Source organism: Nostoc sp. (genome assembly GCF_036917555.1).
In the GTDB taxonomy this organism is placed as follows: Bacteria; Cyanobacteriota; Cyanobacteriia; order Cyanobacteriales; family Nostocaceae; genus Nostoc.
In genome coordinates this window covers 184,950-198,711 of sequence record NZ_JBALDD010000015.1, presented here as the reverse complement: position 1 = coordinate 198,711, position 13,762 = coordinate 184,950, and the positions used below count along the sequence as shown (strand labels likewise).

At 40.4% G+C, this 13,762-nt stretch carries 11 protein-coding genes and 1 pseudogene; 7 read left to right on the top strand and 5 right to left on the bottom strand.

What is annotated here, in order from left to right:
* Positions 1-199 precede the first annotated feature (199 nt).
* Both V7K60_RS05985 and V7K60_RS05980 read left to right on the top strand, forming a co-directional pair.
* Positions 200-415 (top strand): chlorophyll a/b-binding protein, encoded by a 216-nt coding sequence (locus tag V7K60_RS05985; RefSeq protein ID WP_094348273.1) that lies wholly within the window; start codon positions 200-202, stop codon positions 413-415.
* A gap of 145 nt (positions 416-560) precedes the next feature.
* Entirely contained in the window at positions 561-1,142 is a 582-nt protein-coding gene (locus tag V7K60_RS05980) for a thioredoxin family protein (protein WP_334923751.1), read from the top strand.
* Between the two features lie 227 nt (positions 1,143-1,369).
* Here the strand turns inward: V7K60_RS05980 and V7K60_RS05975 are convergent, their stop codons facing one another.
* Entirely contained in the window at positions 1,370-1,882 is a 513-nt protein-coding gene (locus V7K60_RS05975; protein WP_334923749.1) for a hypothetical protein, read from the bottom strand.
* Positions 1,883-2,663: 781 nt separating this feature from the next.
* On the opposite strand from V7K60_RS05975, the gene V7K60_RS05970 reads away from it, so the two are divergent.
* A complete protein-coding gene (locus V7K60_RS05970) occupies positions 2,664-3,878 on the top strand; it encodes a type I restriction endonuclease (protein ID WP_334923747.1) in 1,215 nt (404 codons plus the stop codon).
* 180 nt (positions 3,879-4,058) lie between these two features.
* Here the strand turns inward: V7K60_RS05970 and acsF are convergent, their stop codons facing one another.
* On the bottom strand, positions 4,059-5,135 hold the full coding sequence (gene acsF, locus V7K60_RS05965; protein WP_334923746.1) for a magnesium-protoporphyrin IX monomethyl ester (oxidative) cyclase: 1,077 nt from the start codon (positions 5,133-5,135) through the stop codon (positions 4,059-4,061).
* 90 nt (positions 5,136-5,225) lie between these two features.
* Between acsF and V7K60_RS05960 the strand changes: the two genes are divergently transcribed.
* Positions 5,226-5,366: a hypothetical protein gene (locus tag V7K60_RS05960; RefSeq protein ID WP_334923744.1), complete on the top strand. Its 141-nt coding sequence runs from the start codon at positions 5,226-5,228 to the stop codon at positions 5,364-5,366.
* A 515-nt stretch (positions 5,367-5,881) separates the two neighbouring features.
* Positions 5,882-6,379, top strand: coding sequence for a TM2 domain-containing protein (locus V7K60_RS05955; protein ID WP_334923742.1), 498 nt, complete (start codon positions 5,882-5,884; stop codon positions 6,377-6,379).
* A 45-nt stretch (positions 6,380-6,424) separates the two neighbouring features.
* Here the strand turns inward: V7K60_RS05955 and V7K60_RS05950 are convergent, their stop codons facing one another.
* Both V7K60_RS05950 and V7K60_RS05945 read right to left on the bottom strand, forming a co-directional pair.
* Positions 6,425-7,237, bottom strand: a complete 813-nt coding sequence (locus tag V7K60_RS05950; RefSeq protein ID WP_334923740.1) for a DUF2996 domain-containing protein — start codon at positions 7,235-7,237, stop codon at positions 6,425-6,427.
* A 386-nt stretch (positions 7,238-7,623) separates the two neighbouring features.
* Positions 7,624-7,825 (bottom strand): annotated as a pseudogene (locus V7K60_RS05945) (EamA family transporter); the annotation flags it as partial.
* A gap of 979 nt (positions 7,826-8,804) precedes the next feature.
* Between V7K60_RS05945 and V7K60_RS05940 the strand changes: the two are divergent.
* Positions 8,805-9,782, top strand: coding sequence for a water stress protein WSP1 (locus V7K60_RS05940; RefSeq protein WP_334923739.1), 978 nt, complete (start codon positions 8,805-8,807; stop codon positions 9,780-9,782).
* Between the two features lie 373 nt (positions 9,783-10,155).
* Here the strand turns inward: V7K60_RS05940 and V7K60_RS05935 are convergent, their stop codons facing one another.
* Entirely contained in the window at positions 10,156-11,028 is an 873-nt protein-coding gene (locus tag V7K60_RS05935; RefSeq protein WP_334923738.1) for a D-alanyl-D-alanine carboxypeptidase family protein, read from the bottom strand.
* 383 nt (positions 11,029-11,411) lie between these two features.
* Here V7K60_RS05935 and mnmG point away from each other — a divergent pair, with 383 nt between their 5' ends.
* Positions 11,412-13,334, top strand: a complete 1,923-nt coding sequence (mnmG, locus tag V7K60_RS05930; RefSeq protein WP_334923933.1) for a tRNA uridine-5-carboxymethylaminomethyl(34) synthesis enzyme MnmG — start codon at positions 11,412-11,414, stop codon at positions 13,332-13,334.
* The last annotated feature ends 428 nt before the right edge of the window (positions 13,335-13,762 follow it).

Genomic DNA, 13,762 nt, shown 5'->3' with positions numbered 1-13,762 from the left:
AGCTGTTGGGGAATGGATTTGTGATTGAAAATGCTTACAAACAAGGAGTGGAGCCTGTTGCTTAGACATAGCTTTGAACTCGATTCATCATCATATCTTTTCTCTGGCTTGGACTTCTACTCGATTAGATTAAGATACTTTACAAATATTAATATATTTGTTACAGTTATTTACATAAACAAAAAAGAGGAGAAAATCCATGCGTACAAGCACTGCTATTATTGACGACCAAGGCAAACTGAACAACTTTGCGATTGAGCCAAAAGTTTATATAGATGAGCAAGGCGATCGCACTGGTTTCACTCCTTATGCAGAAATGCTCAACGGTCGTTTAGCAATGATTGGTTTTGTCTCTCTGATAGCATTAGAAGTATTCACAGGACACGGTATTGTTGGTGTTTTGGCAAGTCTGTAAAAACTAATTTCTTTAACATAACTCTCAACAAATATAAGAGACGGTAAATTTACCGTCTCTTAATTTATGGAAAACTTAGTGCTAGAGTGAAAATATACTGATAGCAAAAGCCGTTAGTTATCAGCGTAAAAATATTGGATGGACTATGGCTTTAACTACTTCAACTATGTTGCCACTAGGCACTAAAGCGCCAGATTTTAATCTACCGGAAGTAGTATCTGGAAAGGCAACTTCACTTTCTACCTTTGCAGATAAAAAAGCACTATTGGTAATGTTTATTTGTCGGCATTGCCCGTTTGTAAAACACGTCCAAAAAGAATTGGTGCAGTTAGGAAGAGATTATTTTACAAGTGATTTAGCGATCGTTGCCATCAGTGCTAACGATGCAAAGAATTATCCAGATGATGCGCCAGAGTCGTTACAAGCATTTTCCACAGAACAAGGGTTAAATTTTACCTTATGCTACGACGAGAGCCAGGAAACGGCTAAGGCTTACACAGCAGCTTGCACACCAGATTTTTTTGTATTTGATGGCGATCGCCAACTTGTTTATCGGGGACAATTAGATGATAGCCGCCCTAGTAACGGTAAACCCGTAACAGGTGCAGATTTACGCGCAGCCATTGAAGCAGTGCTAGCGGGTAAACCTGTTATCAGTGAGCAAAAGCCGAGTGTTGGTTGCAATATTAAATGGAAACCTGGAAACCAACCCAGTTATTTTGGTTAAGAAGGATTGGGCATTGGGCTTAGGGCATTGGGTATTAGTTATTAGACTTCTTGCATGAATCAATGAGCTTTCACCCTAAATCCCTCTCCCAAGCTTAGGAGAGTGACTTTGAAATTGGCTCCCCTTCTCCCAATTTTGGGAGAAGGGGTTGGGGGATGAGGGCGAATTTTGCATTTGTGCAAGAGGTCTATTCTTTCTACCCCTGTTTTCCCTACTGCCCACGACTATTAATGTTTAATTTCCAAATTCAGTATGTAGCATCCTAATTGGACTTTTTCTGCCCACAATTCATATTCCAGCCGCAAATGCTCCGGCAAGGGATGTCCATTGAGACTTAGGCTACGAGTAAAATTTCGTAAACGAATGGGATCGTTAGGTTGCAATGACTCAGTTGGCAACCAATAGCGACTAATGCCATAAACGCCCTGTTCCCAAAAGTGACGGTAACTCACTTGAGCGTTACCTTGCATAGTCATGATGACTCGGTAAGGGGAAATCTCCAGCCACAAGATTCTAGGACTGTTAGGGGCGTAAGCTTTGCTCTTACTTTGGGGAAGTGTGTCTTCTGGACTTATGACACTCTCTACTTCACAGCTAATTAAGGGTGGTGCAGTCATCAGTAAATGGAATCGATCAGTATCTTTTTGATACAATGTCGCGGCAGTTTCGACAACAGACCAGATCGGTAGGTCAGTGGAAATAAGTGATAAGCACACGGGCTTGCGGTGATGGGTCAGCATGGGAGTGATAAGGGCTAAAAGCTATTGAACAAAGTGAAATGAACACTCTAGCTGTCTAATAGGTCGGGGTAAGAAACTAAATAGTAAAGCAGGCTTAATATTAATGAATCCGTTGATTTGTTAATAAGCTACACAAATCTAGATGAAACAGGTAGAATGTCAGCTTACACAGTAAAAACAGTACTTTTATCTACAGAGAGCTAATTCGTTAGTAAAGCTTGTAAATATTCTAAGGCTATAGCCTCAAAAGAGTGGCAGTCGTTTTAGATGCTAAAAAATCTTCTTCAGGGAGACTTACCGTAGATTGGAGTAAGTTTCATACAGCCAAAAGCGATAGGATACTAGGAAGGAAGTCACCAGAAGCGACAAACTAAGTTGCAGATGAACTTCCGGTGTATTCAAATGCCAGTGTATCCTAATGTCGGCTTCTGTTATATCCGTAGAAACTCACGAAAACCTTTCTCACCATTTAATGCTGAGTAAAAAGTAAAATTCATTGACTCAGCAATATTTTGGTCTGCCCACTGACGGGGTGACAAAGAGGCTGAGGCTTCATAAAAAATCATTCTGACTTATTTTTATTCATTACTGATGCCATTGCACCTGGGAACAAGTCATAAGTGTTACCGTCTGATACTTGTTTGGGAATACTTTTATAGGAGTGATAAAAAAGGCGATCGCGCTAACACTTTCAATTTAAATCTACTCTATCAGCTTACAATCACTCCTATTTTACAAAAAAGATGTATCAAGAATCACTGATTTACCAGGAGTAAGCAAGATGGGATTCACTGAAGATATTACCAAGCTGTCTGAACAAGTCCGTAAGCGGGCTGACCAAGTTGTTGGCGAAGAAGCTACTAAGATGGCACTGATTGTTCCTTTTTTGAGTGCTATTGGCTACGATGTCTATGACCCTAGTGAAGTAATGCCGGAATACGTGGCAGATTTTGCTATTAAAAAAGCAGGGCAGTTTGAAAAGGTAGATTACGCCTTAGCTATTAACAATAATATAGTTATGCTCGTAGAGGCAAAAGCCCGTGGTCAAAAAGCTGAAGCACATGATGGGCAACTGAGCCGCTATTTTAATGGACTTTTGACAACAAAAGTAGCTATTGTCACTAACGGCATTGAATACCGTTTCTTTACTGACTTACGTGATAAAAATGTCATGGACAAGGAGCCATTTTTTGCTTTTAATATTCTGGAATATGATTCCAAAGATATTGATAATCTCAAATTCTTTCACTGTGACAATTTTGACGTTACGGCTATTACCAGTCATGCTGAAGAGATGGTTTATGTAAAAGGCATGACTCAGCTTCTAGGAAATCTTTTACGTTCTCCTTCTGAAGAATTTGTTCGCTTCTTAGTAGCTGAACTCGGTACAATTGCCCCTAGTTATGAAATTAAAGGTCGAATTACTGGTAAAATTATTGATAAATTCAAACCAATTGTTAAAAAGTCGATTCAGGGAAGTTTAGTAGAGTTAATGACTCGCTCACTTAGTCAAGAAATAACTCAGCCTGTTGAAGTAGAAGTAGAACAAGAGATTGAAGAAGAGGAGAAACAACAAGAATCTCAAGAATCGAAAATAGTAACAACTGCTGAAGAAATCGAAGCTTTTGAAAAAATTAAAGTAATTACACAAACCTCAACGAGTTACAATTATCAGCTCCAATACAAAGATACTGTTTCATACTTTGGTATCAATCTTGTTGGCAAAAGTACTTGGTGGTTTCTGCGGCTGTATCTATCTTCGCAGAAAAAAAGTTTTGTTACTCGACTAAGTGTAGATGAAGTAAAATCTCTAGCTTCAAACTTTGAAGTGCAGGAAGTAACAGCTTCTCTGGGGGATGTCGCATCAAAAGTAATTATTTCCTCTGTCAGTGATTTAGATAAGCTGACATCACTGATTCTCAGATGTTACGAGACAGAAGCAGCCAAGCATCAAACATTGACTCCAGATGTAATCAGAATGGAAAAATCAGCTTAACTCAAGGTATCTACTACCAAACTACACCTAACCAACTATCTCCGATTTTTGCCTGCTAACAAATTAGCGATCGCAGTACTAATTACTTGACATATCAGTAATCATTGGCTTGGAAAAAGGACAAAAAAAGTGGTTCTGCTGATTGCAGAACCACTAAAGCTTTCGCAAATCTTTTATAACTTAACGAACTGCCCCTTGAGCAGAAATAGTATCAATCGGTTTCATCAGGTACAGCCGCAATAACTGCCAGCCGTTGGAGATGTAAAGCGGCAGTTTTTGAAAGAATTGCAGGAATTTGGGAGTGTTGGAGTTAGCGATCGCACCCAACTTCTCATTATTGCTTATACAAGTATCCAATCGCTGATAAAACTCTGGATTTTCTACATCCAGCATCAGTGGGAATACCCTACCTGCATTCTCGTTAGTCTTCTGAATAACATGGATGTCGTATTCTCGTGCATCCAATCCAAGGGTGGCATAAAAGTCCTTGCGTTGGATGTCATTGAGATACATAGTCGCAAACACCGACAACAGGAAGAAACGACTCCACAGCCGTGCTTTCCAATCATTCAATATTTGCGGCTGAGATTTCATGATCGCATCAAAGAAATCGCCGTGACGGTTTTCATCTTGACACCAGTTTTCAAAGAACCGGAAGATTGGATAAACCCGGTCTTCGGGATGTGCTTCTAAATGGCGATAAATGGTGATGTAGCGCCAATAACCGATCTTCTCAGAAAGATAAGTAGCGTAAAAGATGAATTTCGGTTTAAAGAAGGTATAACTGCGACTCTTAGTCAAAAACCCTAAATCTAGGGACATATTAAAGTCCGACAAAGCTTTATTCAAAAAGCCAGCGTGACGCGCTTCATCCCGTGACATCAGGTTAAAACACTCTGCCAAAACAGGACTTTTGCCTTTCAAGCGACGACCAAGTTCTTTATACAGCAAAAAGCCGGAAAACTCTGCCGTACAGGAACGTTCTAGAAATTCAACGAACAATCGGCGAGTTTCCCCGTCAATATGATCCCAGGATTGTTCAAACTCGGCATCTCGAACAAAGTGGTGGCGGTTGTAGTCAGTACGGAACTCTTCGAGAATGGCTCTTAACTCATCTTCGTTGACGGAGATATCCATCCCTGCCATTTCATCAAAATCGGTAGTATAAAACCGAGGTGTTAACAGGGTTTCTTTTGCCGGGACTTTAATCCCTGGCCGGATTTCTTCAAAGCCTGGTTTTTTGAGGGAATCTACCATGTCTTGATTTCTCTTTCGTCTTTATTATCTTAAGTAGACCTTTCGGGTGACGCTCCTACGTCTCTACCGCCACAGTAACGGCAGTTCCTCATGGGGAGCCAGTGCGTTGGGCGGCTGTGCCGACTTGAAGCAACTGGCGTGGAAACCCCGTTGACGCTAGCCTCTCCCTTTGGGAGAAGACCGGACTGCCTCACCAGAAATGCTTTGGCAAACCGTAACAGCCCACAATAATCGAATTGTATAAAGTTCAGTCTACCAAGGTGCGGGTGAGAAATTTGTAAGCAAAACATTAAGAGTTGCAACAATCATTCAATGATTTGCGGAATCAAAAATCGTGGATTGGTAGTCAACTAAATATAGTTCAGCAAGCAGCATTATCTCGTTCAAGTGGAATAGCACTCACCTCTTGATTCTCAAAGCATTAGTATCTCAGTAATTTTCTGTGGTTGTTACTACAATAAATTTATCAGGTTCTATTAATACGTTAGGCAGCTTAAAATTAACAATTCATCAATAGCATAATTACTGAAAAACTTTAAGTAATTTAGTAATATTTTGTACTCTTGTGAATAATTGGAGATTAGACAATGCCCACAACTTCAAATCAGAACAGTAGTGTCTATTACGAAAATTGCTAGAAAGCAACTGATGCAAGATGTAAGTCTAGCTATTAGCACTTGGTATAAAAAATAGTCTGAAAAACTCATCTTAAACAACAAGAGTAAATCCAAAAGGTTGAAAACAAGATGAATCTTGAAAACAATCAGCAGCAGAAAGACCGACTTCTTGTCTCTTATATCTTGTGTGCAGTCGGATTTATCGGGGTGGGAGGATTGCAGCGTTTCTACAATGGCAAGATCGGAACTGGTTTGTTATGGCTGTTGACTGGTGGTGTGTTTGGTATAGGGCAGTTCGTGGATTTGTTCTTTATCCCCAACATGGTTGACGAATACGAATACAACCTGAGATTAAAAGCGGGTGTATCTCCCTTTGGTGTGCCGTTGAATCAAGCAGTGGTTGCTTCTCAAGTCCACCAACCAACAGGCAACCAACTCATGATGAAACTGATTGAAGCAGCGGAAAACAAGGATGGTATTTTAACTGTCACTCAAGGCGTAAAGTTCACAGGAGCCAGCTTTGCTGAAGTGGAAACGACTCTCAAAGAGATGTACAAATCAGGTTATGTAAAAATTGATAACGACCCCAACACTGGAGCCGTTACCTACCATTTCCACGAGCTTTAATTGTTATTGGTCATTTGTCCTTTGTTAAAAACTAATGACTAATGACTAATTTATACCTAACCACTTTTGACCATCCAAGCGCTGAACTAAGCCATATACCAACAAATCGAGGGTAATTTTGCGCTCATCGATTAAGAATGACTCAAGAGTGCTAGGTTTTTTGCCTTCATTACAAGAAAATCCCTTTTTTCCTTGAATATCTTCATCGGGGAAATACAGGTTAAACTGACGCTTACCAATTTCTGACCAACTGCCGATAATTTGCCAGCATTCTTCGGCGGATTCAAAGCCAGTGATTGGCATCTTCTGCTTGGCAAAAGACACCTGTAAATCTTGTACGCCTTTTTGAGCGATCGCTTTTTGTAAAGCTGGCAAGTAGTCTTGCTCAATGAACTCTACAAATGGCTTATTTTCAACAGCTGGAGCTTTTTCCTTTTTAGCGGCTTTAGCTGCAGCAGGTTTTTCTTCTGTTGCCTCAGCTGCGGGTTTTTCTCCTTTTGCGGCTTTAGCTGCGGCGGGTTTTTCTTCCGTTGCCTCAGCTGCAGGTTTTTCTCCTTTTGCGGCTTTAGCTGCGGCGGCGGGTTTTTCTTCCGTTGCCTCAGCTGCGGGTTTTTCTCCTTTTGCGGCTTTAGCTGCGGCGGGTTTTTCTCGCTTGGGTGGTACAGCAGCTGGTTTAGCAGCATTGGGATTATCTTCAGGGTTTGCGGCTTTAGGATCTGGCGCGTTGGCAGTAGGAATGTCTGTGGCTTCGGGTGAGTCTGTACTAGGAGCGTGTTCTTCAGCCACACTGGGAGCTTGCTGGTCAACAGTGCTGGGAGCTACTTCTCCCGCTTGATTGTGATTGGTTGGGTCTGCCATTGCTCAGGTCAATCCTTTAATCTAGCTTTGGGAGCGATCGCTCACCTTGATGTATCGGGTATTTTTATTTTGACATACTAGTACCGCTGTGCAGAATTTGTAATTTGTAGTTTGTAATTGGTAATTCTTATAGCGCAAGCGTTTCATTAATTTGAATGGGTAGTTTACTTGCGTCATGCTGCATTAGTACGGCACGGCAAAAATAACTGTCCAGTTAGAAATAACGCAAAGGTTTAAAACATAAGCTTTCTTGCCTCTTACCTCCTTTACATCCTCTTGAATCCCATACCAGTTTCTATCTGTTGCTGTGCTGGAGTAAAATTTACCTTGCCAGACGCAATGCTAGAACTCTGACGCCTGCTGCCAACTTGGCTCAAGAATATGCCTACTAAAATCAAGCTACTGCCAACAAAAGCTGCGATCGCACCAAGAAATTCCCAAATATTTACCCGTTCTTTCAATAACCAGACTGATAAAGCCAAAGTTAGAGGCGGTTCCAAGCGTCCCACCAAGATGACATTGTTCACCCCTGTGAGTGCCAGCCTGGAAAATTAAGCCAGGGGCTAACGCTGCTGATAAAATAGCCACTTAGCAAAAGTCTGATTTAGCCCTCCATAAAAAGCTATCAACTTTCTGGCAGAATCAGGTTAAAGGGAAAAGGGAAAAAGATAAAACTTTGTTTTTAATTTTGTCCTTTAAGTCTTATTTAATTATTTTCGCCCAAGGTATTTTGAAGTGAACAGGCTAAAAGCGATCGCCTGCGAAGATAAATTGTTTAATAGCTATTAAATTAGTTAACTTCTACCTGTACTAATACCTTTGCCAAATGTATTAATTAACTGTGGTATTTTATCTAGTAAAATTCTCTTTCTTTGTGAAACTCTACAAAATCAGACTTGGCAAGACAAAAAGATTGAGTAAATTACTCTATGCAACCTCAGAGGTAATCGGTAGCGGTTTCACAAGGAGAAAGCTTACTTCTATATTACTTTGCCCTGATGTGCTTTTTTTGTTGAAACAACGGAAGAAGTATATCAGCGAGTGAAAACATTCAGCAACTACTAAACCTTAACCAAGATGTTATTAAACCTTAACATTAGTCAAATATAGTCTTATTAAGATAACTCCAAATACAATTTACAACCTAAAATTTTGACTTTTAATGGGCAAATTAAAGATGCTTAACTCTCGGCTCATTGTAATCTAGTTTGGAAATAATGGGTTTCCAAAAAATGTCTGAAAGTGTAACTTGATGTAGTTTTAAGATTTCTACCTCCGATATCAAGTTCTCACATATTCTACTTTCAGAAATTGAGCAAATAAATAGTAATTACAACAATCTTGAGTTTAAGTTGCCTTAGCTTGTTCACAGTCAAAAGTTTAGCAGTATTTCAGTTTTGTAAATTTCTCTGCTATATAAGCAAAGTAAGATAACGCGGACTAATCTTAAATCTCAACCTGGGAAGGTTAGCTTTGTTTGTGTCGTACAAGCTTTTAGTCAGATAGCAGTTTGTATATTTGGAGTGTTCCCAAAAGTTTAACAGGTTTCAATAAGGAGAAAATTCTCATGGCTCTTTACGGCTATACGATTGGAGAAGATCGTGACGGCAACGCTAGTAATGGCAAGCAACTTGACGTTTACCGCTTTTTGATCCCTTCTGCACCTGGAGGTACTATTACTCCCACACGAGTAGGTACAGTCAATATTGCAGGTACTGTTACTAACGCAGATCTAGAAGGTTTGGCAACTAACCCTACTACCGGAAGAGTAATTGCAGTTAACGAAGCACGGGCTACTGCTCTTCCAAATAATCCAGGTCCTGTTATTGTCGTTAATAATGTAGATCAGCCTTTTGCTCCAGCCCAGGTCTCACCAACTCGTACACCATCTAACCTAGTGCGTTTTGGATTTGAGTCAGGTGCTGACTTTAGTAAACAACAAAATGCTCTGTACAACATTTCAGGAAATAAAACTGCTAATCTTGGTGGAGAACCAGTAGGAAGCTCACTTTATAAAATTACTACAGGTACCCCTGGAACTATTAGCCTTGTAGACACCTTTGGTGCACCTACTACTGCTGCACAAACACAAGGAACTCAACCTACCAACCCTGGAAAATTTGCCGATGGATTAGCTATCGACAATCTCAATCCTGGTAGGACTCGCGCTCTTGCTAGCGATTTTCATACGTCTGATGGAAATGGCAACAATCTTTATAAAGTCGATTTACTCACTGGTCAGTTATCTGCGCCGATTGCTCTGAGAACTCCTTCAGGTCAACCTTTGAATGTCAACGCAGATTCTGATTTGTCATTTACTAACTTAGGTTCTCAAAGATTGATCGGTTGGCTGGAAACTGGTGCTGTCTATGAGATCACAGGCTATAAAGATGAACTTGCTGCATCAGGTATAGGTTTAGGTAGTGCCACAGGTACTAATGGCGCTGGCTTTGCAACCGCCACCTTACTTGGTAACGTTACTTTACCAAATGCTTTGGCAACAGCACCTGTTCAGTATGAAGGCTTTACGATTGTTAATGAATAACAGTCGTTAAGATGCTCTTTCTTCAACTCTTGTAAAAACTACTTTTATAAGAGTTGAAGAACGGATCTAAAGATAAAAAAGTTTTATTTGCCAAACTACCTGTACTTTTTGTCAAGACTAACTGGATTTTTATTTTGAAATTTATTCAATCTATTTAATTACTTGTAAAAATTGATGCTTATGTATGAGTACAGGGGGTTATATAGCAATCCGATTTGATTACGTAAAAAAATATAAGTAAAAATCTAAGTATATATTAGGAGAGCCTGCCGCATGGGCGGGTTTCCTGACTTGATCAGACTTTTCAAAAATCAAATGTGAGTCCTATACTCAGGGTAAGCGTGTCTAATTGTGTGTTAAATGACATTAATAATTAAAGTGGCGTAATCCAATAAGTAATGCCCTGGACAACTTGTTTGTTAAAACCAAACACAGGTAAATTCTCTTCAGGTAAACCCACATAAGTCCAATGTGGAACATCATTTTGTACAGTTTGGAACCAACCATTTTGATTTAGAGCTTTTTTTTGTTCTTTACTACCTACGCGTAAATCAATTGCTAATCCCCAGAGATGTTGTGAAGTTCCGGGAGGTGCAACTAAACCGAGAATTTTTGTTTCTTTACCTTGTTTAACTTTTGCTAAAACTTGATTGTTAGCATATTTGCGCCAAAATCTTAAATTAGTGTTGAAAGTGCGAGTACAATCACCAGAACCATAACCAGATTTTAGTGGTATCTGTTGCTGAGTTCGTGTTTTATTTAAAGCATCAGCCGCAGGTTTTTGTAAAAAACAGTCGTTAGTACCATCAATATGACCCATTGTTAAAGTAGCTTGAAACTCTTGGGTTTCTTGTTCATTAGCAAAGATATCTTTTTGCGGTAGTTGAATCCTCATATCTGGATTTACGAATACTGCACCATAGCTTCGCAACAAAGTATATTCATAAGTACCAGGCTGGGGAATTGTGGGTAATTTTCTAGCGATCGCAGATAAAAAACGCTGTTGAGCATTTAATTTGGGATCAGGAACAAATGGTTCTGATATTGTCTTTTTAGAGGTATCTATACAAGGTAATGAATCATTACTCAAGCATTCTTGTAATGGTTGAGCAGTTATAGCAACTTTGTGGTGGGTAATCTCATTGCTAGCTACTAATACAAAAATCATTAAGATAACTATACTGATGAAACTTATCTTTCTAATAAACCTAGTAATATTTTTTTGAGTTCTGAGGGTAAGTTTCATTTTTAAATAATTGCTTATTAATTCAAGAATAAAATTAAGAAATTTTGGGAACCATTTATTTTTAATAACTTAAGAATACAGATATTAAGCAGTATTGAACTATAATTTTATCCATATTAAAGAAAATATTTAATACATAAAATTTATAAATTAATTTGTGCTGAACTAACGATATGAACAATAGCTGCGATCGACAACCCGGAACGTTGTCATAAATTTTAAAAAAATGATATTTTTCACTTACTACTAAAGTTAAAAAATCGAACCTTGCCTTTAATTGAGTACTAGTAAGTTTGATAACTTTTTTATTAGAAAGTTACCTCCATGAAACCACTGGAACAGTTAAAATTGAAAAGAACTCTAAGCTTGCCGATCCTGTAAGTATGACCATGCACAATTCCGTTGAATTCCAAGACGCTTTTGATGTCATAGTCGTCGGTGCAGGTCACTCCGGTTGCGAAGCAGCTCTCGCCTCTGCACGCCTCGGTTGTCGTACCCTGCTATTGACGCTCAACTTGGATAAAATCGCTTGGCAACCTTGTAACCCAGCAGTAGGTGGACCAGCCAAATCCCAGTTGACTCATGAGGTAGATGCACTCGGCGGCGAAATTGGTAAAGTAGCAGACCGCACCTACCTGCAAAAACGTATCCTCAACTCTTCACGGGGGCCTGCTGTTTGGGCATTACGCGCCCAGACTGATAAGCGCGAATATGCAGCGGTGATGAAAAATATTGTTGAGAACCAAGAAAACTTGACAATCCGCGAAAGTATGGCAACAGATTTGGTGCTGGGTGCTAACGGTGAAGTCATCGGCGTTGAAACTTATTTTGGTGTAGGGTTCCAATGTAAAGCAGTCATTTTGACAACCGGCACTTTCCTGGGAGGCAAAATTTGGGTTGGTAACAAATCAATGCCAGCTGGACGTGCTGGAGAATTTGCAGCTGAAGGATTGACACAAACCCTAAATCACCTGGGATTTGAAACCGGCAGACTTAAAACGGGAACTCCAGCACGGGTAGACAAGCGATCGGTAGATTATAGTAAAATGCTCATCCAGCCAGGAGATGAAGATGTACGCTGGTTTAGCTTTGACCCAGATGTGTGGGTAGAACGGGAACAGATGCCTTGCTACATCACCCGTACAACCGCTGAAACCCATCGCTTAATTCAAGAAAATTTGCACCTGTCGCCAGTTTATGGCGGTTGGGTGGAAGCTAAAGGGCCGCGCTATTGTCCCAGTATTGAAGATAAGATTGTCCGCTTTGCCGATAAGGAAAGCCACCAAATCTTTATTGAGCCGGAAGGAAGGGATATACCCGAACTTTATATTCAAGGGTTTTCTACAGGGTTGCCAGAAAATTTGCAACTGCAAATGTTGCGGACTCTCCCCGGTTTGGAAAAATGTGTGATGCTGCGTCCCGCTTATGCAGTGGAATATGACTATTTACCAGCAACTCAGTGTTATCCCACACTAATGACCAAAAAGATTGCCGGACTGTTTTGTGCTGGGCAGATTAATGGCACCACAGGTTATGAAGAAGCCGCAGCCCAAGGGCTGGTGGCGGGAATTAACGCCGCTCGATTTGTTCGCTCTCAAGAAATGATTGTGTTCGCCCGCGAGCAAAGTTACATTGGGACGCTAGTTGATGACCTGTGTACAAAAGACCTGCGAGAACCTTACCGGATGCTTACCAGTAGGTCAGAGTACCGATTGCTATTGCGTTCTGACAATGCCGACCAACGTCTGACACCCTTGGGAAGGGAGATTGGTTTAATTGACGATCGCCGCTGGGATATGTTTACCCAAAAACAGGGCAATATTACCACAGAAAAACAAAGATTGCAAGCCACACGAGTTAAAGAACATGATGAAATTGGAATAGCGATCACATCTGATACCCAACAAGCAATTAAAGGTTCAATTACCCTCAATGACTTGTTGCGGCGTCCAGGATTGCATTACGTTGACCTCGACAGGTTTGGACTGGGAAACCCCAACCTTAACCAGGCCGAGAAAGAAGGCGCAGAAATTGACATCAAGTATTCTGGCTATCTCGCTAGGCAACAAAATCAGATTGACCAAATTGCCCGCCAAGCGCACCGCCAGTTACCTGGGGATTTAGACTACACAACAATTGATACTCTTTCTAAAGAGGCACGGGAAAAGCTGACTCACGTAAAACCACTTACCCTTGGTCAAGCTGCACGTATAGGTGGTGTAAACCCAGCGGATATTAACGCCTTATTATTATATTTAGAATTGCGTAGAACCAAGAGCCAGTCAGAGTTTCCAGCGTTAGCTTAATAAAAACTTGATAAAGACTGAGTATAGTAGTAGAGAGAGAGATTGGTATGATAGATGACATAAATATTAGTAGTGGCATCATCAACAATCCCCAGATGAAAGTTGAGTTTAATACCAACACTCAATCAACTTATCTCAATTAAGATGAGGGATTGGATGTTTCATTATTCAGGAGGCAGGAGGCAGGAGTAACCCACGCGTAACTGCATAGGATTGGAGCAAGACCGGAGACGGAGCGGCTCCAAGCTTTGTATCTCGCTCAACACGTTTCAATACAATTTCTTTTTTTCAACCGGGTAATCACTCAGGACTGAAGTTTTTATTCATACTTCTTTCCTCTAGTAAGAACTGCTCTCTGCCTGCTGCCTCCTCTGATAATCCTAATTTCCAGGCAGTAGGGGTGGCGTTTCCTCGTCCAAGCAACAACC